Annotated in this window: 36 protein-coding genes; 3 read left to right on the top strand and 33 right to left on the bottom strand. The window is 69.6% G+C overall.

What is annotated here, in order from left to right; all coding sequences use genetic code 11:
• Positions 1-29 precede the first annotated feature (29 nt).
• The 3 genes from ACYVNR_RS06345 to truA all read right to left on the bottom strand — a co-directional run bounded on the left by ACYVNR_RS06345 (position 30) and on the right by truA (position 2,292).
• On the bottom strand, positions 30-671 hold the full coding sequence (locus tag ACYVNR_RS06345; RefSeq protein WP_461047308.1) for a hypothetical protein: 642 nt from the start codon (positions 669-671) through the stop codon (positions 30-32).
• A gap of 4 nt (positions 672-675) precedes the next feature.
• Positions 676-1,308 (bottom strand): hypothetical protein, encoded by a 633-nt coding sequence (locus ACYVNR_RS06340; protein ID WP_461047306.1) that lies wholly within the window; start codon positions 1,306-1,308, stop codon positions 676-678.
• Positions 1,309-1,416: 108 nt separating this feature from the next.
• Positions 1,417-2,292 (bottom strand): tRNA pseudouridine(38-40) synthase TruA, encoded by an 876-nt coding sequence (gene truA / locus ACYVNR_RS06335; RefSeq protein ID WP_461047304.1) that lies wholly within the window; start codon positions 2,290-2,292, stop codon positions 1,417-1,419.
• Positions 2,293-2,430: 138 nt separating this feature from the next.
• Here truA and ACYVNR_RS06330 point away from each other — a divergent pair, with 138 nt between their 5' ends.
• Entirely contained in the window at positions 2,431-2,967 is a 537-nt protein-coding gene (locus ACYVNR_RS06330; RefSeq protein WP_045191878.1) for an AMIN-like domain-containing (lipo)protein, read from the top strand.
• Between the two features lie 122 nt (positions 2,968-3,089).
• Here the strand turns inward: ACYVNR_RS06330 and rplQ are convergent, their stop codons facing one another.
• From rplQ to ACYVNR_RS06290, 8 genes are all read right to left on the bottom strand, one after another.
• Positions 3,090-3,797 carry a 50S ribosomal protein L17, sunset domain variant gene (rplQ, locus tag ACYVNR_RS06325; RefSeq protein WP_458798550.1) on the bottom strand — a complete coding sequence of 236 codons (708 nt, stop codon included), beginning with the start codon at positions 3,795-3,797 and terminating at the stop codon, positions 3,090-3,092.
• A gap of 72 nt (positions 3,798-3,869) precedes the next feature.
• Positions 3,870-4,901: a DNA-directed RNA polymerase subunit alpha gene (locus ACYVNR_RS06320; RefSeq protein WP_045191880.1), complete on the bottom strand. Its 1,032-nt coding sequence runs from the start codon at positions 4,899-4,901 to the stop codon at positions 3,870-3,872.
• A 155-nt stretch (positions 4,902-5,056) separates the two neighbouring features.
• Entirely contained in the window at positions 5,057-5,665 is a 609-nt protein-coding gene (rpsD, locus tag ACYVNR_RS06315; protein WP_045191881.1) for a 30S ribosomal protein S4, read from the bottom strand.
• 32 nt (positions 5,666-5,697) lie between these two features.
• A complete protein-coding gene (gene rpsK / locus ACYVNR_RS06310) occupies positions 5,698-6,093 on the bottom strand; it encodes a 30S ribosomal protein S11 (RefSeq protein WP_020143208.1) in 396 nt (131 codons plus the stop codon).
• Between the two features lie 71 nt (positions 6,094-6,164).
• On the bottom strand, positions 6,165-6,539 hold the full coding sequence (rpsM, locus tag ACYVNR_RS06305) for a 30S ribosomal protein S13 (protein ID WP_045191882.1): 375 nt from the start codon (positions 6,537-6,539) through the stop codon (positions 6,165-6,167).
• A 223-nt stretch (positions 6,540-6,762) separates the two neighbouring features.
• On the bottom strand, positions 6,763-6,876 hold the full coding sequence (rpmJ, locus tag ACYVNR_RS06300) for a 50S ribosomal protein L36 (RefSeq protein ID WP_006592630.1): 114 nt from the start codon (positions 6,874-6,876) through the stop codon (positions 6,763-6,765).
• A gap of 151 nt (positions 6,877-7,027) precedes the next feature.
• Positions 7,028-7,249, bottom strand: coding sequence for a translation initiation factor IF-1 (gene infA / locus ACYVNR_RS06295; RefSeq protein WP_013493543.1), 222 nt, complete (start codon positions 7,247-7,249; stop codon positions 7,028-7,030).
• 202 nt (positions 7,250-7,451) lie between these two features.
• Positions 7,452-7,796 (bottom strand): iron chaperone, encoded by a 345-nt coding sequence (locus tag ACYVNR_RS06290; protein WP_461047301.1) that lies wholly within the window; start codon positions 7,794-7,796, stop codon positions 7,452-7,454.
• Positions 7,797-7,997: 201 nt separating this feature from the next.
• On the opposite strand from ACYVNR_RS06290, the gene ACYVNR_RS06285 reads away from it, so the two are divergent.
• Both ACYVNR_RS06285 and ACYVNR_RS06280 read left to right on the top strand, forming a co-directional pair.
• On the top strand, positions 7,998-8,219 hold the full coding sequence (locus ACYVNR_RS06285; RefSeq protein ID WP_045191884.1) for a hypothetical protein: 222 nt from the start codon (positions 7,998-8,000) through the stop codon (positions 8,217-8,219).
• 87 nt (positions 8,220-8,306) lie between these two features.
• On the top strand, positions 8,307-9,059 hold the full coding sequence (locus tag ACYVNR_RS06280; protein ID WP_461047299.1) for a hypothetical protein: 753 nt from the start codon (positions 8,307-8,309) through the stop codon (positions 9,057-9,059).
• An 84-nt stretch (positions 9,060-9,143) separates the two neighbouring features.
• Here the strand turns inward: ACYVNR_RS06280 and ACYVNR_RS06275 are convergent, their stop codons facing one another.
• The 22 genes from ACYVNR_RS06275 to rplV form a co-directional block, all read right to left on the bottom strand.
• Positions 9,144-10,025 (bottom strand): hypothetical protein, encoded by an 882-nt coding sequence (locus tag ACYVNR_RS06275; protein ID WP_461047297.1) that lies wholly within the window; start codon positions 10,023-10,025, stop codon positions 9,144-9,146.
• The gene (locus tag ACYVNR_RS06270; RefSeq protein ID WP_461047294.1) at positions 10,022-10,516 is read right to left on the bottom strand and encodes an RNA polymerase sigma factor; all 495 of its coding nucleotides are present in this window, start codon (positions 10,514-10,516) and stop codon (positions 10,022-10,024) included. Before ACYVNR_RS06270 ends, ACYVNR_RS06275 begins: the two co-directional genes overlap by 4 nt.
• A 125-nt stretch (positions 10,517-10,641) precedes the next feature.
• Positions 10,642-12,057, bottom strand: a complete 1,416-nt coding sequence (locus ACYVNR_RS06265; RefSeq protein ID WP_461048287.1) for a DHA2 family efflux MFS transporter permease subunit — start codon at positions 12,055-12,057, stop codon at positions 10,642-10,644.
• Positions 12,058-12,262: 205 nt separating this feature from the next.
• Complete coding sequence (locus tag ACYVNR_RS06260; protein WP_461047292.1) at positions 12,263-13,693, bottom strand: serine hydrolase domain-containing protein; 1,431 nt, start codon at positions 13,691-13,693, stop codon at positions 12,263-12,265.
• Between the two features lie 79 nt (positions 13,694-13,772).
• Complete coding sequence (gene map / locus ACYVNR_RS06255; RefSeq protein WP_461047290.1) at positions 13,773-14,627, bottom strand: type I methionyl aminopeptidase; 855 nt, start codon at positions 14,625-14,627, stop codon at positions 13,773-13,775.
• Positions 14,627-15,196, bottom strand: a complete 570-nt coding sequence (locus ACYVNR_RS06250; protein ID WP_045191888.1) for an adenylate kinase — start codon at positions 15,194-15,196, stop codon at positions 14,627-14,629. Before ACYVNR_RS06250 ends, map begins: the two co-directional genes overlap by 1 nt.
• Positions 15,197-16,519: a preprotein translocase subunit SecY gene (gene secY, locus ACYVNR_RS06245; protein WP_461047288.1), complete on the bottom strand. Its 1,323-nt coding sequence runs from the start codon at positions 16,517-16,519 to the stop codon at positions 15,197-15,199.
• 178 nt (positions 16,520-16,697) lie between these two features.
• The gene (rplO, locus tag ACYVNR_RS06240) at positions 16,698-17,174 is read right to left on the bottom strand and encodes a 50S ribosomal protein L15 (RefSeq protein ID WP_045191890.1); all 477 of its coding nucleotides are present in this window, start codon (positions 17,172-17,174) and stop codon (positions 16,698-16,700) included.
• A gap of 2 nt (positions 17,175-17,176) precedes the next feature.
• Positions 17,177-17,359 (bottom strand): 50S ribosomal protein L30, encoded by a 183-nt coding sequence (gene rpmD / locus ACYVNR_RS06235; RefSeq protein WP_045191891.1) that lies wholly within the window; start codon positions 17,357-17,359, stop codon positions 17,177-17,179.
• Positions 17,359-18,015 (bottom strand): 30S ribosomal protein S5, encoded by a 657-nt coding sequence (gene rpsE / locus ACYVNR_RS06230; protein WP_045191892.1) that lies wholly within the window; start codon positions 18,013-18,015, stop codon positions 17,359-17,361. Before rpsE ends, rpmD begins: the two co-directional genes overlap by 1 nt.
• A 43-nt stretch (positions 18,016-18,058) precedes the next feature.
• A complete protein-coding gene (gene rplR, locus ACYVNR_RS06225; RefSeq protein ID WP_045191893.1) occupies positions 18,059-18,433 on the bottom strand; it encodes a 50S ribosomal protein L18 in 375 nt (124 codons plus the stop codon).
• Positions 18,434-18,436: 3 nt separating this feature from the next.
• Positions 18,437-18,973, bottom strand: coding sequence for a 50S ribosomal protein L6 (rplF, locus tag ACYVNR_RS06220; protein ID WP_045191894.1), 537 nt, complete (start codon positions 18,971-18,973; stop codon positions 18,437-18,439).
• Between the two features lie 12 nt (positions 18,974-18,985).
• A complete protein-coding gene (rpsH, locus tag ACYVNR_RS06215; protein ID WP_045191896.1) occupies positions 18,986-19,384 on the bottom strand; it encodes a 30S ribosomal protein S8 in 399 nt (132 codons plus the stop codon).
• A gap of 124 nt (positions 19,385-19,508) precedes the next feature.
• Positions 19,509-19,694, bottom strand: a complete 186-nt coding sequence (locus ACYVNR_RS06210; protein ID WP_020143231.1) for a type Z 30S ribosomal protein S14 — start codon at positions 19,692-19,694, stop codon at positions 19,509-19,511.
• A gap of 1 nt (position 19,695) precedes the next feature.
• Positions 19,696-20,256, bottom strand: coding sequence for a 50S ribosomal protein L5 (rplE, locus tag ACYVNR_RS06205; protein WP_045191897.1), 561 nt, complete (start codon positions 20,254-20,256; stop codon positions 19,696-19,698).
• Positions 20,257-20,258: 2 nt separating this feature from the next.
• Entirely contained in the window at positions 20,259-20,636 is a 378-nt protein-coding gene (rplX, locus tag ACYVNR_RS06200; protein WP_045191898.1) for a 50S ribosomal protein L24, read from the bottom strand.
• Positions 20,637-20,638: 2 nt separating this feature from the next.
• Positions 20,639-21,007, bottom strand: a complete 369-nt coding sequence (rplN, locus tag ACYVNR_RS06195) for a 50S ribosomal protein L14 (RefSeq protein WP_045191900.1) — start codon at positions 21,005-21,007, stop codon at positions 20,639-20,641.
• 74 nt (positions 21,008-21,081) lie between these two features.
• Entirely contained in the window at positions 21,082-21,372 is a 291-nt protein-coding gene (gene rpsQ, locus ACYVNR_RS06190) for a 30S ribosomal protein S17 (RefSeq protein WP_045191901.1), read from the bottom strand.
• Positions 21,369-21,725, bottom strand: a complete 357-nt coding sequence (rpmC, locus tag ACYVNR_RS06185; protein WP_045191902.1) for a 50S ribosomal protein L29 — start codon at positions 21,723-21,725, stop codon at positions 21,369-21,371. Before rpmC ends, rpsQ begins: the two co-directional genes overlap by 4 nt.
• On the bottom strand, positions 21,725-22,144 hold the full coding sequence (rplP, locus tag ACYVNR_RS06180; RefSeq protein ID WP_020143237.1) for a 50S ribosomal protein L16: 420 nt from the start codon (positions 22,142-22,144) through the stop codon (positions 21,725-21,727). The genes rpmC and rplP overlap by 1 nt, the downstream gene beginning before the upstream one ends.
• A 3-nt stretch (positions 22,145-22,147) precedes the next feature.
• Positions 22,148-22,972 (bottom strand): 30S ribosomal protein S3, encoded by an 825-nt coding sequence (gene rpsC / locus ACYVNR_RS06175; protein WP_030194229.1) that lies wholly within the window; start codon positions 22,970-22,972, stop codon positions 22,148-22,150.
• Positions 22,972-23,340: a 50S ribosomal protein L22 gene (gene rplV / locus ACYVNR_RS06170; RefSeq protein ID WP_045191904.1), complete on the bottom strand. Its 369-nt coding sequence runs from the start codon at positions 23,338-23,340 to the stop codon at positions 22,972-22,974. Before rplV ends, rpsC begins: the two co-directional genes overlap by 1 nt.
• Positions 23,341-23,342: the final 2 nt, after the last annotated feature.

Below are 23,342 nucleotides of genomic sequence, written 5' to 3'. Positions count from 1 at the left end.
ATAACCCGCGTCGTGGTCGGGCTGGGTCCTCAGCCCCACGACCAGGAGTCAAGCACGGCACGGTAGACGTCGAGGGACTCCGGGTGGCCCGGGTCGTAGGTAAGACGGATGGCGAAGGCCTGCTCGGCGTACACCGCGACGTAGTAGACGTGTCGCAGCTCGTCCGACTGGTCGACGACGATGCCCATGGCGGAGTAGCCGCCGATCTGCCGCTCCGGCGCGGCCATCGGCCGGAAACCCTTGCCCTCGAAGCCGGTGCGCAGCCGCTCGACGGCCTCCTTCAGCGAGCTCGAACCGATGCGGATCGGGCGCTCGACGGCGATGAACGCCGGCACGTCGGTGTCGTCGGGCTGCACGAGGGTGTCGGGCGGCGGGTCGAGGTCGCGCTCACCCTCCGACCAGCCGACGGGCTTGAGGTAGCTGTAGTCGAAGCCGCGCACGCGCTCCTCGGAGAGGGCCGGGTGGCTCGAGGGGGCCGGCAGCTGCTGGATGCGGTGGCCGGCGCTGTCGGTCGTCGGCGCGGCGGACGTCGGCAGGTGCACGACACCGGTGTCGGTCGGCACCGCCCGGACCGGTCGGGGTGCGGGGTCGTCGGAGCAGCCGGCCAGGGCCGAAGCCATGACCAGGCCGAGCGCCGGGAGCAGGGCCGCCGACGTGCTCAGTCGCCGCATCGGGCTACGTCCACGCCCAGGTCGAGAGCAGCTCGTCGAACTCGGCGAGGGCGTGCTCGGCGTCGTCCTGCGAGGAGCTGAGCGTCAGCAGGTAGACCTTGCCGTCGCGCTGCACGCCGTACGACCGGGCCAGAACCTTGACGCCGTCACGCTGAAAGGTCGTCGTGAAGCCGGCCGCAGGGGCACCGGCCACGGACCTGGCCGGGGCAGTGGAGACGGTGCGACCCGCTGCGGTCATCTGGTCGCGGCCCTTCGTCATCTCCTCCTCGAGCACGGACTGGTCACCGGGCGACGTCAGCACGACGAGGTTGTTGGCGAAGGAGCCGACCTTCTTCGACGACAGCAGCACCAGGTCGATGTTCGCGACCCCGTCGGCCTTGTCGGTGGCCTCGGTCCAGCCCTCCGGAGGCACGACGGTGAAGGCGCCGGAGCGGCTCCTGACCTCGTCGCTCGTGGCCGTGGCGGAGCCGGACCCTCCAGCTGCACCCGCAGAGGGGGTGGTGGAGGTCGCGGAGGTGGCCTGGCCCGCACCGGAAGGGCTGGCCTGCCCGCCGGCCGGGTCCTTCGAGCAGCCGGTCAGCACCAGCGCGCACGTCAGGAGGCCGACCGAGACGGCACGGGTCGGGCGGGCGCTCATGACAGAGGATCCAACCACAGGGGCCCGCCCGGTGCGGGGTCGAGTCTCGGGGCTGAGACGAGCTGTCTCGGTGACGAGACAGGCTGGGAGCAGAGCGTCAGGCGGGCGTCAGGCGGGGTCGCGCCTCGCCCGGGTCATCGACGAGCGCGCGGCGAGATCCTCGTCGGCCGGGTAGACGACCTCCTCGAGGCTGAGGCCGTGGGCCGGCATGACGTGGATCCCCGGGGCCCGGTCGCGCCGCTCCTGGAGCAGCCTGGGCCAGTCCTTCTCACGGCGCCCCTCCCCCACCGGGACCACCGCGCCGACGAGCGAGCGCACCATGGAGTGGCAGAACGCGTCGGCCCGCACGGTGGCGGCGAGCACTCCGTCGTCGAGGCGCCGCCACGAGAAGTCGAGCAGGGTGCGCACGGTGGTGGCTCCCTCGCGCTGCTTGCAGAAGGCCGCGAAGTCACGCAGACCCACGAGCGAGCGCGCCGCCTCGTCCATCGCCGTCGCGTCGAGCGGCTTGCGCCACCAGACCGTGTCGTGCCGGCGCAACGGGTCGCGCACGGCACCGGTGTCGGCGATGCGGTAGACGTAGCGGCGCTCCAGCGCTGCGAAGCGGGCGTCGAATCCGTTGGGCGCCAAGGCCGCCCGGCTCACCACGATGTCGTGGGGAAGCACCCCGCCGAGACGGCTGACCAGCGACGGGCCCGGCTCGCGGTCCGACCGGCCCGGCAGCCGTGCCCACGCATGCGGGTCGAGGTCGGCGTGCACGACCTGACCGCGGGCGTGGACGCCCGCGTCGGTGCGGCCGGCCACCGTCACGCGTACGGGCTCGGTGCTGCGCAGCACCGTGGTGAGCGCCGTGGTGAGCTCGCCCTGGACGGTGCGCAGGCCTGGCTGGGCGGCCCAGCCGGAGAAGTCCGTGCCGTCGTAGGCGAGGTCGATCCGCACCCGCAACGGGGCGGCAGCCGCGTCGCCCGAACCCGTCTCCTCGCTCATCGCGACCGAGCCTAACGGGAGTGGGGCCAGGTGCGGGCACGACGTACCACCGGGCGGTCAACCACCTCTGACCCTCACACGTCTTGTGTGTGGAGCATCGGGCACTGGGGCCCGGGCTTGCGGAAGGGGAACCTGACCATGAACACCATCTCTCGCCGGGTCGCGGCCGCGGCACTCGCCGCGACCCTCGCGGCACCGGCTGCCGTCGCCGCGACGACGTCGGCCTCGGCCGCGCCGTACTGCGGCATCACGTGGGGCTCGACCACCAAGGCGACGAGCCCGAGCCTGCTCTGGACGGGCCGCGTCACCTCGGCCAGGGCCGGGCAGCACGCCTGCTTCGACCGGGTCGTCTTCGACCTCGCACCGGGCCGGGGCACGCTCGGCTACCGGGTGCGCTACGTCAGCGCCGTGACGAGCCCCGGCAGCGGCCTCCCGGTCGCCGTCACGGGCGGGGCCAGGATCCAGGTCACGGTCGACGCGCCCTCGACCCTGGGCCGGAGCACCACGACCTTCACGGGGTGGCGCACCTTCCGGCAGCTGAAGGGCATCGGCAGCTTCGAGGGCTACACCGACTACGGCCTCGGCGTGCGAGCGCGGCTGCCCATGCGGGCGTTCGTCCTCGCCGACGCCGACGGCGGTCGTCGCCTCGTCGTCGACGTCGCCCACGCCTGGTGACGCCGGCGTGACGGAGCGTTCTGATCGATATCCCATCGAGAGAACGCTCCGTCACCCGGGACAACGAAAGAGCAGCCCGCCCCGCGAGGGACGGACTGCTCTTTCGATGCGTGCTGCGTGGCTCAGGAGCCGGCGCCGGCCTTCGTGAAGCCGGCCTTCTCGGCGTCCTCGGCCGTCTTGAACCAGAACTCCGCGATCGTCTGGTCGTACCACTGGCCGTCGGGCTCGTGGTACTTGCCGGAGTCGGCGTTGCCCTTGACGGTGTAGCCCTCGGGGGCCGAGCCGTCCTCGTTCGCGGCGACGGCGCCCTCGGGCAGCTCGACGGCAGCGGCCTCGGTGGCCTCGGTCGTCTCGGCCTTCTCGGCGTCCTCGGCGGCCTTCGTCTCGGCGGCGGCCTGCTTCGACTCGCTCTGCTTCGCAGCGCGCTTCGTGGCGGCCTCGGCCTCCTTGACCGTCGCCTTCTTGGCCGACAGCGGCTCGCGGACGAGCTCGATGACGACCATGGGGGCGTTGTCACCCTTGCGGGCGCCGATCTTCGTGATGCGGGTGTAGCCACCCTCGCGAGCCGCCATGTCGGGGGCGATCTCGGCGAAGAGACGGTGGACGACACCCTTGTCGCGCACGACCGTGAGGACGCGGCGGCGGGCGTGGAGGTCACCGCGCTTGGCGAACGTGATGAGACGCTCGGCCAGCGGGCGCAGGCGCTTGGCCTTGGCCTCGGTCGTCGTGATCTTGTCGTGCTCGAAGAGCGACGTCGCGAGGTTGGCCAGAATCAGCCGCTCGTGGGCGGGGCCGCCACCGACGCGGGGACCCTTGGTGGGGGTGGGCATTTCGTTTCTCCTAGAAGTCCGACCAGGCCGTTCTCGATCAGGGCGTCGAGGGCTCGGTCAAGAAGCGGTTGGTCAGAGACGCTCGTCCTCGACGAACGACTGGTCGTCGTCGTCGCTGTAGTCATCGTCGCCGTAGCCGTCGACCAGGGCCGACGGGTCGAACCCGGGCGGGCTGTCCTTGAGGGCCAGACCCATGCCGACGAGCTTGGCCTTGACCTCGTCGATCGACTTCGCACCGAAGTTGCGGATGTCGAGCAGGTCGGCCTCGCTGCGGCCCACGAGCTCACCCACGGTGTGGATGCCCTCGCGCTTGAGGCAGTTGTAGGAACGAACGGTGAGGTCCAGGTCCTCGATCGGCAGGGCGAGGTCCGCGGCGAGCGCGGCGTCCGTCGGCGACGGGCCCATGTCGATGCCCTCGGCCTCGACGTTGAGCTCGCGCGCCAGGCCGAAGAGCTCGACCAGCGTCTTGCCGGCCGAGGCCATGGCGTCGCGCGGGGTCATCGAGTTCTTCGTCTCGACGTCGACGATGAGCTTGTCGAAGTCGGTGCGCTGCTCGACTCGGGTCGCCTCGACCTTGTAGGTCACGGTGAGCACCGGGCTGTAGATCGAGTCGACCGGGATGCGGCCGATCTCCTGGTCACCGGACTTGTTCTGCTGGGCCGAGACGTAGCCACGGCCACGCTCGACGGTCAGCTCCATCTCGAGCTTGCCCTTGTCGTTCAGCGTCGCGATGTGCAGGTCGGGGTTGTGCACCTCGACACCCGCCGGCGGCGTGATGTCGGCGGCGGTGACCGCACCCGGGCCCTGCTTGCGCAGGTACATGACGACCGGCTCGTCGTGCTCCGAGGAGACGACGAGGCCCTTGATGTTGAGGATCATCTCGGTGACGTCCTCCTTCACGCCCGGCACGGTCGTGAACTCGTGGAGCACGCCGTCGATGCGGATGGAGGTGACCGCCGCGCCCGGGATGCTCGAGAGCAGGGTGCGACGGAGGGAGTTGCCGAGCGTGTAGCCGAAGCCGGGCTCGAGCGGCTCGATGGTGAAGCGGCTGCGGGCCTCGACCACGACCTCTTCGGAGAGCACGGGACGCTGTGCGATGAGCACTGTTCAGTTCCTTCCCACGGGCGACCGCCATATGACGCCTCGTGAAACTGCCCGGTCGTGATCCGGGCGGGCCGGCACGGCTCTGTCTGCGAGCCGGCCCCGAGAATGAGGGGCGTATGCCGTGGGGCCGGGGCCCCACGGCATACGACCTCGGGTCAGTTCTTCGAGTAGAGCTCGACGATCAGCTGCTCGGTGAGCTGCGAGTCGATCTGCGCGCGCACCGGGAGCTGGTGGATGAGGATCTGCAGCGAGCCGTCGACGACCTGCATCCAGGCCGGGACGGGACGCTCGCCGAACGTCTGGCGGGCCAGCTCGAACGGGAAGCTCTCGACGGACTGCTTGCGGACCGTGATGATGTCGTACTGCTCGACGCGGTAGCTCGGGACGTCGACGCGCACGCCGTTGACCTCGAAGTGACCGTGGGTCACGAGCTGACGCGCGTGGCGACGCGTGCGGGCCAGGCCCGCGCGGTAGACCACGTTGTCGAGACGGGACTCGAGGATCTGGAGGAGGTTCTCACCGGTCTTGCCGGGGCGCTTCGCCGCTTCCTTGTAGTAGCGGACGAACTGCTTCTCCATGACGCCGTACTGGAAGCGGGCGCGCTGCTTCTCCTGGAGCTGGGTCAGGTACTCCTTCTCCTGGATCCGGCGACGGCCGTGCTGGCCGGGCGGGAACGGGCGGAGCTCGAAGTTCTTGTCGCCGCCGACGAGGTCCATCTTGAGGCGGCGGGACTTCTTGGTGATCGGGCCGGTGTAACGAGCCATGACTTATCTACTCTTCCTGGTCTCTGGCCGGATCAGACGCGACGGCGCTTGGGCGGGCGGACACCGTTGTGCGGCGTGGGCGTGACGTCGCTGATCGCGCCGACCTCCAGGCCGGTGGCGGTGAGCGAACGGATCGCCGTCTCGCGGCCCGAGCCCGGGCCCTTCACGAAGACGTCGACCTTGCGCATGCCGTGCTCCATGGCGCGGCGGGCAGCAGCCTCGGCCGCCATCTGGGCAGCGAACGGGGTGGACTTGCGCGAGCCCTTGAAGCCGACCTGGCCGGCAGAGGCCCAGGCGATCACGGCGCCGGTGGGGTCGGTGATCGAGATGATCGTGTTGTTGAACGTGCTCTTGATGTGAGCGTGCCCGTGGGCGACGTTCTTCTTCTCCTTGCGACGAACCTTCGTCACGCGAGCCTTGGGAGGCATGTTTCTCCTACGTCAGAACTGAATGTCGGTGAGGACCACAGATGAGGGCGCCGAAGCGATCTCGATCAGGGTCACTTGGCCTTCTTCTTGCCGGCCACGGTGCGCTTCGGGCCCTTGCGGGTGCGCGCGTTGGTCTTGGTGCGCTGGCCGCGCACGGGAAGACCACGACGGTGACGGAGACCTTCGTAGGAGCCGATCTCGACCTTGCGGCGGATGTCGGCCTGCACCTCACGGCGAAGGTCACCCTCGAGGCGGTAGTTGCCCTCGAGGAAGTCACGAAGCGCAACGAGCTCGGTCTCACCGAGGTCCTTGACGCGGGTGTTGGGGTCGACGCCGGTGGCAACCAGCGCCTGCTTGGAACGGGTGCGACCGACACCGAAGATGTAGGTCAGCGCAACCTCGACGCGCTTCTCGCGCGGAAGGTCGACTCCAACAAGACGAGCCATGTTGGGTTTTCTCCTGGATTCTGTTTCGCGGAGGTCTGGAGCAGGCACCGATCCGGGTCACGGACCGCCACACAGAAGGACGGGCCAACCGGTCCCCGGCCTCCGTGCCGGGGGTGACGTCCTGCGCCGACGCGACGGTCGGTCATCAGGGGCCGGGTGCTGCTTTCATTCACATGTCTTTGCGTGCTGTCGAAGTCTGTCGACGGCGAGGTGGTGGTTCTGCTCAGCCCTGGCGCTGCTTGTGGCGCAGGTTCTCGCAGATCACCATGACCCGACCGTTGCGGCGGATCACCTTGCACTTGTCGCAGATCTTCTTGACGCTGGGCTGAACCTTCATCTGCCTGCTGTCTTCAGATCGCGCGCCTGCCTCCGCGGGCCCCGAGGGGCTCGTGTCGCCAGGTGCTTGGTTGTGTAATCGGGAGTTGGTGCCTCGCACTCGTCCCGGCCGGCGTGCCCGCTCGCGCGTGCCGCCAGGCCGACCCTGGTGCTCAGCGGTAGCGGAAGACGATCCGACCGCGGGTCAGGTCATAGGGCGAGAGCTCGACCACCACACGGTCCTCCGGGAGGATCCTGATGTAGTGCTGTCGCATCTTGCCCGAGATGTGTGCGAGCACCTTGTGACCGTTGGAGAGCTCCACCCGGAACATCGCGTTCGGGAGAGCCTCGACGATCGTGCCCTCGATCTCGATGACACCGTCCTTCTTGGCCATATCCTCCGTCTATCTGTTGGTGGCCGACCCGGACTGGACCGGCCTTGGGACGTGCCTGTCTGCCGCGCCCGGAGGTGTCTCCGGGCGACAGGCGGTACTCAGGCGCCGAGGCACACGACACCCAACGCACAAGACTACGCCACGCCGGCGATTACCCGAAATCGGCGCAGCGGCCCTCCACGCTGGTATGCCGGCCCGCGGGTCAGCCGCGCAGCTCGGCCAGGCGCAGCGACACCACGCGTTCGAGCACGGGGTCGGGAACCGGCCGGTCGACGGTGAAGCGGATGGTGCCCTTGCTGAGCGAGAAGCCCTCGAGATCGGGGGCCACCGCCTCGACGACGGCGGGGCTGAACGGGAAGAGCGAGAGGTGCTTCGCGGCGGCCGTGACGCCGACCAGGCGCCGGCCGTCGAGCCGCAGGGCCGGCATGCCGTAGCTCGTGCCCTCCTCCGCCTCGGGTACGAGGCGCGATGCGATGTCGACGACGTGCTGCAGCGCCGCGCGTTGGTCCGGCCCGAGGCCTGCCAGGTAGTCGCCGATCGTCCCCACGTCGACGATCCTGCCACCGGCGCCGCGGTTCAGGGGTCGTATGCCGCGGGTACGTACGGCGGGCAGTCCCGCCGAGCCCCGCCCGACCTCCCTGGTCCCGGGAGCGGCACGGGTCTGCGGGGTGCCCACCCTCCAGGGCTCCCCTGCCGTTCGACACCCTCCACCAGCCGCCCTCCGACGGCTGACCCACGAAAGGCAGTCATGGCCGCTCGCACCCGCGCCCGCACTCGCACCTCCACGATCGTCGTGCTCCTCTGGCTCCTCATCGGGCTCGTCGCCGCCTTCCAGCGTGGCTACCTCGGCTCCTCGGAGCCGAGCTGCAGCCGTCTGTCGACGATCGCGGTGACGATCGTCGCCGGCCCGCTCAACTACGTCGGGCTCAACCCGAGGATCGGCTGCTCGACGCCCCAGCCGTCGAGGTAGGCCGCCGCGTCCCGACGTCGTGTCGGGTGCGCCGGGGTCGGTCCGCACACACGGACGCACACCCCGGCCACCCGGCATACTGGCGGGGTGACCGAGCCCGGCGACGACGCCGCCCACCCGACCGCACCCGACGACCACGCTGACGACCACGCTGACAACCCTGGCGACACCGTGAGCGCACCACCCACGGAGGCGGAGTCGGTCGAGGACTACTACGCCCGGATCGCGGCCGCGGCCGGCGACGACGGGCGGCTGCCGGTGGCCGTCGAGGAGATGCCCGGGTGGGACATCTACCCGTACGAGCTGGAGGGCCTGCGGCTCAAGCCGATCCGACCCCCGGCCGACGAGGAGCCGCAGCGCCGCGGCGAGGAGCAGGCCGATTGCTGGTGCGCTTCCGCCCCCTCGCCCGACACCGACGGGACCGTCGTGTGGACCAACACGCGCTGGCGGCTCAGCCTCAGCCGCGACACCGGGCTGCCGATCATGCTCGTGCTCCAGCCGGTCGAGCACCACGACCTGCCCACGCTGCCGGGTGACCTCGCCGCGGAGATGGGCCAGCTCGTGGTCGCCGTCGCCGACGCCGTCGAGCACGTGCCCAGCGTCGGGCGCGTCCAGCTCGCCAAGTGGGGCGACGGTGGAGCCCACCTGCACCTGGTCTTCCTCGGCCGGCCCGCGCGGATGCTGCAGTTCCGCGGGTCGCCGCTCATCGACTGGGAGGAGAACCTCCCGCGCGTGCCGCTCGAGGTGCTGCAGGCCAACGCCCGCGTCGTCGCCGAGCGCATGGTCGTGCACGTCGGCGGCCGCGCCGGTGACCTCGGACGCAGCGGGCCGCAGGGCTGAGCGCAGACGCCGCCGGCACATGGCGGTGTGGCGCCGGCCGGGCACCGGCCGGGACACAGGGTGACGCCACACGCCGTGACGGGGTCAGAGTCCGGCGGGCCAGCCGGGTCCGTTCGAGGCGGGCCACGCGGGCGGGTCGGCGACGTGCGCGAACGTCAGGAGCGGGTCGGTCGCCAGGGCCTCGAGCTCGCCGTCGGTGACCCGCCGCGAGGCGGGGTCGGCCGAGCCGTCGAGGACTGAGGTGGCCGTGACGACCGTCGAGTCCACGGTGCGCCACAGCGTGGCCGTGGTGCGGGGCCCGTCGTGGGTCACCACCAGGGTGCCTCCGGACACCTGCCGCGCCACACACGCCGCCGCTCCCTGGGCCGACCGGCCCGCGAGCACCGACACCTCGCCGTTCGGCGCAATGTCGCCGACCTTGACGCGCGAGCCCCGGGCGTCGACCACCCGGCTGGAGGCGTCGCACACCCGCGGCCCCTGGGGAGCGTCGACGGGTCGCTGCGACATCAGCACCGTGAGGGTCTCGTCGTCGTCGACCCGGTAGACCGCCTGCCACTCGGTGGCCCTCGACGCCTGCGCGTCGGGCAGCGGCGTCGAGCGGGTCCAGTCGCTCGGGTAGACGTCGGTGGCGGTCCCCGGTCGCGCGACCGCGTCGTCGACGACCTGCACCAGCGTCTCGTCGACCGTCGAGCCTGCGACCCAGTCGGTCGACGACGCCGCGGCACCTGCCGCCGGCTGTGCAGCGGGCGGGACCGAGCGCTGGAGGGTGCCGGCGCCGACCACCGTCAGACCTGCGACGACGGCGGCCCCGGTGACCCCTGCCACCAGGGCCCCGCCGCGGCGCACGGCCCGACGACGCCGGCCACCGGCGATGCTCGCGCCGAGGTCGGGTTCTGCAGGAACGGCGGAGGTGGCGCGGTCGAGGCGCTCCCTCAGCTCGTCCTCGATGACGCTGTGCGTGGTCATGCGCGTGCTCCTTCGCTGCTCGTCAACACGGTCTCCAGTCGTGACAGCGCCCGCGCGGCCTGGCTCTTGACCGTGCCCTCGGGCAGGTCGAGCACTCGCGCCACCTCGGCGACGGAGAGGTCCTCGAGGTAGCGCAGGACGACGACGGCGCGGTGCTTGGCCGAGAGCTGCGCGAGCGCCGCCATCAGCTGCGGATCGACGCCGTCGCGGGGGTCGACGCCCCGGTCGGGCACCTCGGCGACGAGTGGTTCGCGGGCCGCTCGCCGCGCCGCCGTGTAGCAGGCGTTGACGAGGGCGCGCCGCGCGTACGCGTCGCGGGTCTCGTCGTGGATGCGCGACCAGTGGACGTAGAGCCTCGTGAACGTCGCCTGGACGACGTCCTCCGCCGAGGCCCAGCTGCCGAGGATGGCGTAGGCGATCCGCATGAAGGCCCGCTGCCGCGCCTCGAAGTAGTCGCAGTAGTCGCCCTCCCACACGGGCCGTCGGCCCATCGTCCTCCCCCTTCGCCGTTCTGCTGTCCCCCTCCATACCTGCGAGAGGCCGATCCGGTTCCATCGTTTCGCACCGGAATCGCTGCGGCGGGCGACCGGCCGGAGGTGCGCCAGGACCGGCGCGGTCAGCCGTGGTGCGCCGGCCGCTCGAAGAAGAGCACGGCGACCACGCCGACGAGCAGCACGGCCGCGGGCAGCAGCATGGCCTGGGACATGGCGGAGGAGAACCCGTCGGCGACCTGGGGAGGCATCGCGCCGCCGCCGGCCCGCTGCATCGACCCGGACGACAGCTCGACACCGGGGAGGTTAGCCGCCATGCGCGCCTCGATGACGGCTGCGATGGCGGCGCTGCCGAGCACGGCACCGACCTGCCGCGTCGTGTTGTAGACGCCGGCGCCCGCACCGGCCGACGACAGGGGCAGGTTGCGGGTGGCCGTGGCCGCGAGTGGACCCCACATGAACGCGCTGCCCACACCCATCAGCCCCATCGGCAGGAGCAGCTGCCAGATCGCGGTCTCGGGACGCATGACCGCCGCGACCCAGAAGAGCGAGGCCGAGGTGAGCCCGAGACCGATGGGGGCGAGCAGCTTCGGGTGCACCTTGTCGGTGAGCCGGCCGCCGACGGGGGCGAGCGCCCCGGAGATGACCGCCATCGGAGCGAGCAGCAACGCGGACGACGTCGGGCTGAGGCCGCGGACCGCCTGCGCGTAGAGCATGAACGGGAAGGCCATCGCCGTGATCGCGAAGCCCACGGTCGTGATGCCGATGTTGGAGACGGAGAAGTTGCGGTCGCGGAAGAGGCCGAGGGGCACCAGGGGCTCGTTCGTGTTGCGGGACTGCCAGACCAGGAAGAGCGCGAAGACGACGATGCCGACCCCGATCAGCAGCGGCACCGAGACGACGCCGCTGATCGTGCCCCAGTCGTAGGTCTCGCCCTCCTGGACCCCGAACACGATGAGGAACATGCCGACCGCCGACAGCGCGACCCCGAGCCAGTCGAAGGCGTGGCTGTGGGTGCCCAGCCTCGGGACCAGCCGGGCCGCCAGGACGAAGGCGATGATGCCGACGGGCACGTTGATGAAGAAGATCCACTCCCAGCCGGGGCCGTCGACGAGCAGGCCGCCGACGACCGGGCCGACGAGGATCGCGACACCGGCGGTCGCACCCCACAGGGCCATGGCCTGCCCGCGAGAGGCCGCCGGGAACGTGCGGGTGATCACGGCCATCGTCTGCGGCGTCAGCATCGAGGCGCCGAGCCCCTGCACCACCCTGGCGACGATGAGGCCCGTGATGGTGCCGATGAGGCCGCACCAGAGCGAGGCCAGGGTGAAGATGGTGAGCCCGGCGAGATAGACGTTCTTGGGACCGTAGCGGTCGCCCAGCCGTCCGGTGATGAGCAGCGGCGTGGCGTAGGCGAGCAGGTAGGCACTGGTGACCCAGATGACGCTGTTGACGTCGGTGTCGAGGCCGCGCAGGATCGCGGGGGTCGCGACCGAGACGATCGTCGAGTCGACGAGGATCATGAAGAAGCCGATGACCATGGCCCACAAGGCCGGCCACGGGTTGTGATCGGCCGGCACGCCACCGGGGGGCGCGGTGTCACCCACCTCGCCGGTCGGCCCGGTCGTCCTCGTCGTGCCTCCGTCACTGGCCACGGTGGGCCCCCTTCTGCTCGTCCCGCACAGCACCCTCGATTCTTCACCCGCGCACCGACAGGCGTCACTGCCACGGGCTGGACGGCTCGGGTCAGGTCCAGCGCGTCGAGAGCCACATCGGGTCGTAGCCGGTGAGCGGCACCATGCGCCAGGTCAGGTCCGCGTCGGCGCTGCGCAGCCGGGCCTCGACGCGGAAGCGATGAGGCGTCTCGATCGCGATGACCTCGGCCCGGAAGGTGTCCTCGTCGACCCACCCTCCGCTCGACACGACGGGCAGCCGCGCTCCCCCGGCGACCATCTCGCCCTCACGCCAGGCTCCGTGGGCGACCGGCACGCGCACCCACTCACCCTTGCGGCTGAGCCCCAGCACGTGGCCGGGGCCCTCGCGGGTGACCGACACGGCGGTGTAGCCGGAGGCCAGGTCCGAGGCGCTCGAGCGGTTGAACTCCGCGTAGTCAGGCCCCAGCGCCTCGCCCGTCAGCGCAGGGATCTGCAACCCGGCCAGCCGCTCGGCCAGCGCGGCGTCGGCCGCCTGGGACCCCGCCCCGCCGATCGCGGGCACGAGGTGGCGCCACAGCGCGTCGAGCGTCGACTGCATGCGCTCCTGCTCGGCCGTCACGGCCACGACGGTGTCGTGGTCGGGCAGCACGACGAGGAACTGGCCGTAGGCGCCGTCGCCGCGGAACCCGAAGCGCTGCATCCAGAACGAGTAGCCGTAGCCGCGCCGCCAGTCCTCGTCGGCGCCGGGGTCCTCGTTGAGCGGACCGAACGCGCGGGTGGCCTCCTCGACCCACTCCTCCGATAGCAGCCGGCGCCCCTGCAAGACACCCCGGTCGAGGTAGAGCTGGGCGATCGAGGCGATCGTCTCGGTGGTCAGGTGCGAGCCGGTGAAGCCGAGCTCGCGGCCGGCCGGGTCGCGGTGCCACGGGATGAGCTCCTGCACCCCGAGCGGCACGAGCAGCCGCGGGTGGAGGTACTCGGAGATCCCGTCGCCGGTGAGCCGACGCACGATGAGCGCGAGCACGTACGTCGCGACCTGGTTGTACGCGAAGACGCTACCGGGCGGCTGCGTCGGCGTGGTCGCGAAGACGCGCGGCACCCAGTCGCCCGTCGCGTCGAAGTCGCTGCCGCTCATCCGGTCGAACACGTGCGACCAGGCGTCCTCCTCGTGGCCCACCGTCATCGACAGGCAGTGACGCACCCGCACGTCGGCCCAGCCGGGCGCGACGGCGTCGCGGTCGAGGTCGGGGAAGTGGTCGAGCACCCGGTCGTCGAGCGCCAGCCGGCCCTCCTGCACGAGGAGGCCGACGGCAGTGGCCGTCACCGTCTTCGAGAGGGAGTACGCGAGGTGGACGCGGTCGGCGGCATACGGCCTCCACCAGCCCTCGGCGACGACGTGCCCGTGGCGCACGACCATGAGGCTGTGGAGGCCGAGGTGCTCTCGCTCCACGCTGTCGACGAGGTCGAGGAGTCCGGTGGCGTCGACGCCCTGCGCCGACGGGGTGCTGCGGGGAAGGGTCACGAGCGTGAGGCTACGCGGAGCCGGTCCCGTGTGGGGCCGCCGGACACCGTGTCGCTCGGTGAGCCCGACGGTCCGCTTCTCAGACCGTGACGCCGAGGGGGGCGTATGCCGCCCCGACGGCCTCGAGGGCAGCCTTGCCACCGTCGATGGCCGTGAGGATCCAGAGCCCGTCCTCACGGACGGCGACCGAGTGCTCGGCGTGCGCGGCGCGCGACCCGTCGGCGGTGACGACGGTCCAGTCGTCGGAGAGCACCTTGGTGTCGGTGGACCCGAGCGTGATCATCGGCTCGATGGCGCCGGTGAAGCCGTCGACGAGCTTCGGGCCCGTCTCTCGCACGGCGTAGTTCGGGATCTGCGGGTCCATGTGCATCTGGGTGCCGATGCCGTGGCCGACGTACTCGTCGATGACGCCGTAGACGCGACCGTCGCGGTCGGCGGCACTCTCGATGCTCGCCTCGACGGCGTCGCCCACCGCGTACAGCCGGCCACCGACCTGCATCGCGGCGATGCCGGCATACAGGCTGGCCTCGGTCGCGGCGATGAGGGCGAGGTCCTCGGGGCGCCCGGCCTCGGGGCCGCCGACGACCGCGGTGAACGCCGCGTCGCCGTTCCAGCCCTTGACCTCGGCGCCGCAGTCGATCGAGACGATGTCGCCCGCCTCCAGCACGCGCGTGCCCGGGATGCCGTGGACGACCTCGTCGTTGACGCTCGTGCACAGCGTGTGGCTGTAGCCCGGCACGAGCTGGAAGTTCGGGATGCCGCCGTGGCTGCGGATGAAGTCCTCGGCGAGGCGGTCGAGCTCGAGCGTGGTGACGCCGGGGCGCACCTCGCCCGCAAGCATCTCGAGGGTGCGCCCGACGAGCAGCCCCGCCTCGCGCATGAGGAGGAGCTGCTCGTCGGTGCGGCCCTGGAGCCGGGTGCGGCGTCCGAACATCAGGCGTGCTGGGGCAGGGCGGCGATGACGCGGTCGGTGACCTCGTCGACCTCGCCCATGCCGTCGACCTTCACGAGGAGGCCGACCTGGTCGTAGTGGTGCGCCAGCGGGGCGGTCTCCTTGCGGTAGATCGCCTGGCGCTCACGGATGACGTCCTCGGTGTCGTCGGCGCGACCCTCGGTCTGCGCCCGCTTGAGCAGGCGCTCGACGATGGCGTCCTCGTCGACCTCGAGCTCGAGGACCGCGTCGAGGGCGTGACCGTGGCGCGCGAGCATCGCGTCGAGCGCGTCGACCTGGCCCGACGTGCGCGGATAGCCGTCGAGGAGGAAGCCGTGGGTGGCGTCGTCCCAGGAGAGGCGGTCCTCGACGATCTCGTTGGTGATGTCGTCGGAGACGTAGCCACCCGACTTGATGATCTCGTCGACCTTGACACCCAGCGGGGTCTGGTCCTTGATGTTGGCGCGGAAGATGTCGCCGGTCGAGATGGCCGGGATGCCGAGGCGGTCGGCGATCCGCGCCGCCTGGGTGCCCTTACCGGCGCCGGGCGGGCCGAGGATGATCAGTCGCATTTAACGGAGGAACCCTTCGTAGTGACGCTGCTGCAGCTGCGCCTCGATCTGCTTGACCGTCTCGAGGCCCACACCCACGACGATGAGGATCGACGTGCCGCCGAACGGGAAGTTCTGGTTGGCGCCGACGAGCACGAGGGCCACGAGCGGGATGAGCGAGACGATCGCGAGGTAGATGGCACCCGGCACGGTGATTCGGGTCAGGACGTAGTTGAGGTACTCGGCCGTGGGTCGCCCGGCCCGGATACCCGGGATGAAGCCGCCGTACTTCTTCATGTTCTCGGCGACCTCGGTCGGGTTGAACGTGATCGAGACGTAGAAGAACGTGAAAAAGAGGATGAGGGCGACGTAGATCGCCATGTAGATGGGGTGGTCACCGCGGACCAGGTTCGACTGCACCCACGTCACCCAGTCGGGGTTGTTGCCGTCGGCGCGCGTGTTGAACTGCGCGATGAGGCCCGGCAGGGCGAGCAGCGAGCTGGCGAAGATGACCGGGATGACGCCGGCCATGTTGACCTTGAGCGGGATGTACGTGGACGTGCCGCCGTACATGCGCCGGCCGACCATGCGCTTGGCGTACTGGACGGGGATGCGGCGCTGCGACTGCTCGACGAAGACGACCGCGGCGATGACGAAGATGCCGAGGATGATGATGCCGAGGAAGGTGCCCCAGCCCTTGTTCTCGCGGATGCCCCAGAGCGAGGCGGGGAAGCCGGCGGCGATCGACGTGAAGATCATCAGGGACATGCCGTTGCCGACACCCTTGTCGGTGATCAGCTCGCCGAACCACATGATCAGGCCGGTGCCGGCCGTCATGGTGAGCACCATGATCACGATGGTGACCATCGACTGGTCGGTCATGATCGAGCTGCACGACCCGCCGAACAGGCTCGAGGGGTTGCGCGCGAAGGTGACGAGGGTCGCCGACTGGAGGATCGCGAGACCGATCGTCAGGTAGCGGGTGTACTGGGTCAGCTTGGTCTGACCCGACTGGCCCTCCTCCTTGAGCGCCTCGAAGCGCGGGATGACCACCGTGAGCAGCTGGATGATGATGCTCGCCGTGATGTACGGCATGATCCCGAGCGCGAACACCGACAGCTGGAGCAGCGCACCGCCGCTGAAGAGGTTGGCGAGGTTGAGGAACCCGCTCTGGTCACCCGACTGGCCCTTGTTGGCCTCGAGACAGTTCTGCACGAGGCTGTAGCTGACACCGGGCGTCGGCACGTGCGAGCCGAGCCGGAACAGCACGATGATGCCGAGCGTGAAAAGCAGCTTCTTGCGCAGGTCCGGGGTACGGAACGCGCGTGCGAAGGCGGCGAGCACTGGGTCCTCCTGGGGGCCGCGCGGTGGCGCGGCGTCATTCATGCAATCCGTGGAAGGTTAACGCAAAGGCGCAGCGCCCCGAGCCTCCGACCGCGGTAACCGACGTCACGTCGGCGCGCGGCTGGCGCTCGGGGCGCTGCTCACACGAGGTGTGTGGGGGTCACGCTGGACCGGTCACTCAGCCTGCGATGGCGGTGACCGTGCCGCCGGCGGCCTCGATCTTCTCCTTGGCGGACGCCGAGAACTTGTGCGCCTCGACCTCGACCTTGACGGAGATCTCGCCCGTCCCGAGCACCTTCACCGGGAAGCCGTCGCGGACGGCACCCTTGGCGACGAGGTCCTCGACCGACACCTGGCCGCCCTCGGGGAAGAGGAGCTGCAGGCGGTCCAGGTTCACGACCTGGTACTCGGTGCGGAACGGGTTCTTGAAGCCGCGGAGCTTCGGAAGGCGCATGTGCATCGGCATCGAGCCGCCCTCGAAACGCTCCGGGACCTGGTAGCGGGCCTTGGTGCCCTTGGTGCCACGACCGGCGGTCTTGCCCTTGGAGCCCTCACCACGACCGACGCGGGTCTTGGCGGTCTTGGCTCCGGGGGCCGGACGCAGGTGGTGGACCTTGAGGGCGGACTCGCCCGACTTCTTGGCGTTGTCGGCCATGGTCAGTCAACCTCCTCGACGGTCACGAGGTGCGTCACCGTCTTGACCATCCCGCGGATCTCGGGACGGTCCTCCTTGACGACGACGTCGCCAATGCGCTTCAGACCGAGGCTGCGCAGCGTGTCACGCTGGTTCTGCTTGCCACCGATCTCGGAACGGGTCTGGGTCACCTTGAGACGAGCCATCACGCACCAGCCTTCGCAGCCTGGGCCTCGGCGAGGCCGGCCGCACGGGCCCTGAGCATGGCCGCCGGAGCGACCTCCTCGAGGGTCTTGCCACGACGGGCAGCGACCGACTCGGGGCGCTCGAGGTCACGCAGGGCCTGGGCCGTCGCGTGCACGATGTTGATGGCGTTGTCGGAGCCCAGCGACTTGCTGAGGACGTCGTGGATGCCGGCGCACTCGAGCACCGCACGCACCGGGCCACCGGCGATGACACCGGTACCGGGGGCGGCGGGGCGGAGCATGACGACACCAGCGGCCGCCTCACCCTGGACGGGGTGCGGGATGGTGCCCTGGATGCGCGGGACCTTGAAGAAGTTCTTCTTGGCCTCCTCGACACCCTTGGCGATGGCCGCGGGAACTTCCTTGGCCTTGCCGTAGCCGACACCCACGGTGCCGTCACCGTCGCCGACGACGACGAGGGCGGTGAAGCTGAAGCGACGACCACCCTTGACGACCTTGGCGACACGGTTGATGGTCACGACGCGCTCGACGTACTGGTTCTTGTCGTCACGGCTGTCGCGGTTGTCGCGGCCACCGCGGTTGTCGCGGCGGTCTCCGCGCTCGGTGCGCTCGCCGCCACCGGCGGGGCCGGTGCCTCGACGCTGCTGTCCGGGCATCAGATGTTCCTCATCTCAACAATTGCGGTCACGAAGTGCTTGGTCACAGGGACAGCCCACCTTCACGGGCGCCCTCGGCGATCGCGGCGACGCGGCCGTGGTACTTGTTGCCACCACGGTCGAACACGACGGCCTCGATACCGGCGTCCTTGGCACGCGAGGCGACGAGCTCGCCGACCTTCTTGGCCTTGGCGGTCTTGTCACCCTCGAACGCGCGCAGGTCGGCCTCCATCGTCGAGGCCGAGGCCACGGTCTTGCCGACCGTGTCGTCGACGACCTGGACGAAGAGGTGACGGCTCGAACGCGACACGACGAGGCGGGGACGGGCGGTGGTGCCGCTGATCTTCTTGCGACCGCGGACCTGGCGACGGATGCGAGCGGCAGCCTTGGACTTGCCGCGCTTGATGATCATTGCCATGGCTTACTTACCGGCCTTTCCGACCTTGCGACGGATCTGCTCGCCCGCGTAGCGAACGCCCTTGCCCTTGTACGGGTCGGGCTTGCGCAGCTTGCGGATGTTGGCCGCGACCTCACCGACGAGCTGCTTGTCGATGCCCTGCACCGAGAAGCGGGTCGGGTTCTCGACGGCGAAGTTGATGCCGGCGGGAGCCTGGATGAGGATCGGGTGCGAGTATCCGAGCGAGAACTCGAGGTCCGAGCCCTTCGCGGCGACACGGTAACCCGTGCCGTGGATCTCCATCTTCTTCTCGTAGCCCTCGGTGACACCGAGGACCATGTTGTTGATGAGCGAGCGGGTCAGGCCGTGACGCGAGCGCGAGTCACGCTCGTCGTCGGGGCGCTTGACCTCGAGGTTGCCCTCGGCCAGCTCGACGGTGATCGGCTGAACGACGGTCAGGGAGAGCTCACCCTTGGGGCCCTTGACCGTGACGTCCTGGCCGCTGACGTTGACGTCCACACCCGAGGGGATGGAGACAGGAAGTCGTCCGATTCGCGACATGTCTTCGTCTCCTTACCAGACGTAGGCGAGGACTTCCCCACCCACGCCCTTCTCGTGTGCCTGCTTGTCGGTCAGCAGTCCCGTCGAGGTCGACAGGATCGCGACGCCGAGCCCGCCGAGAACCTTGGGCAGGTTCGTCGACTTGGCGTAGACGCGCAGACCGGGCTTGCTCACGCGGCGCACTCCGGCGATGGAGCGCTCGCGGTTGGGGCCGTACTTGAGGTCGATGGTCAGCGTCTGGCCGACCTCGGCCTCCTCGATCTTCCAGGAGGCGATGTAGCCCTCGGCCTGGAGGATCTCGGCGATGTTCTTCTTCAGCTTCGAGTACGGCATGGAGACGACGTCGTGGTGCGCCGAGTTGGCGTTCCGGACGCGGGTCAGCATGTCCGCAATCGGGTCAGTCATGGTCATGGTGGGCTCTCCGCCCTTCCTCACCGGGGTTTCGACCTCGGCATCTGCCGCCGGCATGTGCCGGGTGGTCGACCTACGGTGTCAGAGGTGTGTTGGTCTGGGTGGTGCTGGGCTCGGGAGCCGGTTACCAGGAGCTCTTGGTCACGCCCGGCAGCTCGCCCGCGTGAGCCATCTCGCGAAGGCAGATGCGGCAGAGGCCGAACTTGCGGTACACCGAGTGCGGGCGACCGCACTTCTGGCAGCGGGTGTACGCGCGGACCTTGAACTTCGGCTTCCGGTTCGCCTTGTTAACGAGCGCGGTCTTGGCCATGTCAGTTCTCCTTGAAGGGGAAGCCGAGCTGCTTGAGCAGCGCGCGACCCTCGTCATCGTTGGTCGCCGTGGTGACCACGGTGATGTCCATGCCTCGCACGCGGTCGATCTTGTCCTGGTCGATCTCGTGGAACATCGACTGCTCGGTCAGACCGAACGTGTAGTTGCCGTTGCCGTCGAACTGCTTCGGCGAGAGGCCACGGAAGTCACGGATGCGCGGCAGGGCGATCGTGACGAGGCGGTCGAGGAACTCCCACATGCGGTCGCCACGCAGCGTCGTGTGGGCGCCGATCGGCATGCCCTCACGCAGCTTGAACTGGGCGATGGACTTGCGAGCCTTGGTCACGACCGGCTTCTGACCGGTGATGGCCGTGAGGTCGCGCACGGCGCCCTCGATCAGCTTGCTGTCCTTGGCCGCGTCGCCGACACCCATGTTGACGACGACCTTAACGACGCCGGGGACCTGCATGACGTTGGCGTGGCCGAACTGCTCCTGCAGGGAGCCCTTGATCTCGTCCTGGTAGCGCTGCTTGAGGCGCGGCTTGGTGCTGGTCTCAGTCATTCTCAGAGGTCCTTGTCCGACTTGACCGCGACACGGACGCGGGCCGCCTTCTGGCGACCGTTCCGCTCGACGGACTCGACACGCGTCTTGATGCGGGTCGGCTTCTTCGACTCGGGGTCGACGATCGCGACGTTGCTCACGTGGATCGCGGCCTCGGTGTGCGTCAGGCCACCGGTGCGCGTGCCACGGGCGGTCGCGCCCGCCTTGACGTGCTTGGTGACCCGGTTGATGCCCTCGACCAGCACGCGCTGGTTCTCCGGGAAGACCGCGATGACCTTGCCCTGCTTGCCCCGGTCGCCGCCGTTCTTCTGGCTGCGGCCGGAGATGACCTGGACGAGGTCACCCTTCTTGATCTTCATCTTGGTCGGCTTGTTCGCCATGTTCACAGCACCTCCGGCGCGAGCGAGATGATCTTCATGAACTTCTTCTCGCGAAGCTCGCGGCCCACCGGGCCGAAGATGCGGGTACCACGGGGGTCACCGTCGGTCTTGAGGATCACCGCAGCGTTCTCGTCGAACTTGATGTAGGAACCGTCGGCACGGCGACGCTCCTTGACGGTGCGGACGATGACGGCCTTGACGACGTCACCCTTCTTCACGTTGCCGCCAGGGATCGCGTCCTTGACGGTGGCGACGATCGTGTCGCCGATGCCGGCGTACCGACGGCCCGAGCCACCGAGAACACGGATGCAAAGGAGCTCCTTGGCACCGGTGTTGTCGGCGACGCGCAGCCGCGACTCCTGCTGAATCACTTCTAACTCCTGTCGTCGTGCTGGTTCTCACCGGTTGCCCGGATGAGCCTTGCCGAACGGAAATGGGGGGTGGCTTACTTGGCCTTCTCGAGGATCTCGACGATGCGCCAGCGCTTCGTCGCGGAGAGCGGGCGCGTCTCCATGATCAGCACGCGGTCGCCGACGCCGGCTGCGTTCTGCTCGTCGTGCGCCTTGACCTTGTTGGTGCGGCGGATGACCTTGCTGTAGAGGGCGTGCTTGACGCGGTCCTCGACCTCGACGACGACGGTCTTGTCCATCTTGTCGCTCACCACGTAGCCCTGACGGGTCTTGCGGTAGTTGCGCTCGTTCGCCTGGTCGCTCACGACCTTCTCCTGCTCGCTCATGCGTCAGCCTCCTGCGCCTTGTCAGCCTTCTTGGCCTTCTTCTCGGCCTTGTCAGCCTTCTCGGCCTTGTCGGCCTTGGCGGCCTTCTTCTCCGCCTTGTCGGCCTTCTCCTCCGCCTTGGGGGCGGCGGGGGCCGAGCCGATGCCGAGCTCACGCTCACGCATCTCGGTGTAGATCCGTGCGATGTCCTTCTTGACGGCGCGCAGACGGCCGTGGTTGTCCAGCTGACCGGTGGCCGACTGGAAACGCAGGTTGAACAGCTCTTCCTTGGCCTTCTTCAGCTCGTCCGCCAGCTTGGTGTCGTCGAGACCACGCAGCTGCTCGGGAGCCAGGTCCTTGGTTCCGACTGCCATCAGATGTCACCACCCTCACGCTGAACGAAGCGGCACTTCATGGGGAGCTTGTGCATCGCGAGACGCATGGCCTCGCGCGCCACCGGCTCGGCCACGCCCGAGATCTCGAACATGACGCGGCCCGGCTTGACGTTGGCGATCCACCACTCCGGCGAACCCTTACCGGAACCCATGCGGGTCTCGGCGGGCTTCTTGGTGAGCGGACGGTCGGGGTAGATGTTGATCCACACCTTTCCGCCACGCTTCATGTAACGGGTCATCGCGATACGAGCGGACTCGATCTGCCGGTTGGTGACGTAGGCGGGCTCGAGGGCCTGGATGCCGTAGTCGCCGAAGGCGATCGTCGTCCCACCCTTGGCCGCGCCGTGGCGGTTCGGGTGGTGCTGCTTGCGGTGCTTGACTCGACGGGGAATCAACATGGGTCAGGCCTGCTCATTCTCGGTGCTCGCCGCGGCGGGGGCCTCGGCAGCAGCGGTCTCGTTCACTGCCGGAGCAGCGGCGGTCTCGTTGCGGTCACCACGACGGGCGCGGTTCGGGCGGTCGCCGCCGTCACGACGCGGGCCGCGCGACGGGCGCGGGGCGGCGGCCTGCTGGGCCGCGAGCTCCTTCGCCGTCATGTCGCCCTTGTAGATCCAGACCTTGACGCCGATGCGGCCGAAGGTCGTGCGGGCCTCGTAGAAGCCGTAGTCGATCTGCGCACGCAGCGTGTGCAGCGGGACGCGACCCTCGCGGTAGAACTCGGTGCGGCTCATCTCGGCGCCGTTGAGGCGGCCCGAGACCTGCACGCGGATGCCCTTGGCGCCGGCGCGCTGGGCGGACTGCATGCCCTTGCGCATGGCGCGACGGAAGGCGACACGGGCCGAGAGCTGCTCGGCGATGCCCTGGGCGACCAGCTGGGAGACGATCTCGGGGTTCTTGACCTCGAGGATGTTCAGCTGGACCTGCTTACCCGTGAGCTTCTCGAGCTCGCCACGGATGCGGTCGGCCTCGGCGCCGCGGCGGCCGATGACGATGCCCGGGCGGGCCGTGTGGATGTCGACGCGGACGCGGTCGCGGGTGCGCTCGATCTCGACCGAGGCGATACCGGCGCGCTCCATGCCCTTCTCCATCAGGCGACGGATGGCGACATCTTCCTTGACGTAGTCGCGGTAGCGCTGACCCGACTTCGTCGAGTCGGCGAACCAACGGCTCTTGTGGTCCGTCGTGATGCCGAGACGGAAGCCGTGGGGGTTGACCTTCTGACCCATCAGCGGGCTCCCTTCGTGTTCTCCGGCTGCGCGACGACCACGGTGATGTGGCTCGTGCGCTTGTTGATGCGACCGGCGCGGCCCTGGGCACGCGGACGGAAACGCTTCATCGTCGGGCCCTCGTCGACGAACGCGGCCGTGATGACCAGGTTGCGCTCGTCGAAGGCGACCGACTCGCGGTCGGCCTTGACGCGGGCGTTGGCGATGGCGCTCTCGAGCACCTTCTTGACCGGGTCGGAGGCCGACTGCGGGGCGAACGTCAGCGTGGTGACGGCGTCGGTGGCCGCCTTGCCGCGGATCAGGTCCACGACACGGCGAGCCTTCTGCGGGCTGACACGGACGTGCCGCGCCGAGGCCTTGGCTTCCATGA

The sequence above is a fragment of the Terrabacter koreensis genome (assembly GCF_054783315.1).
This window is presented reverse-complemented; position numbering and strand designations above follow the sequence as displayed.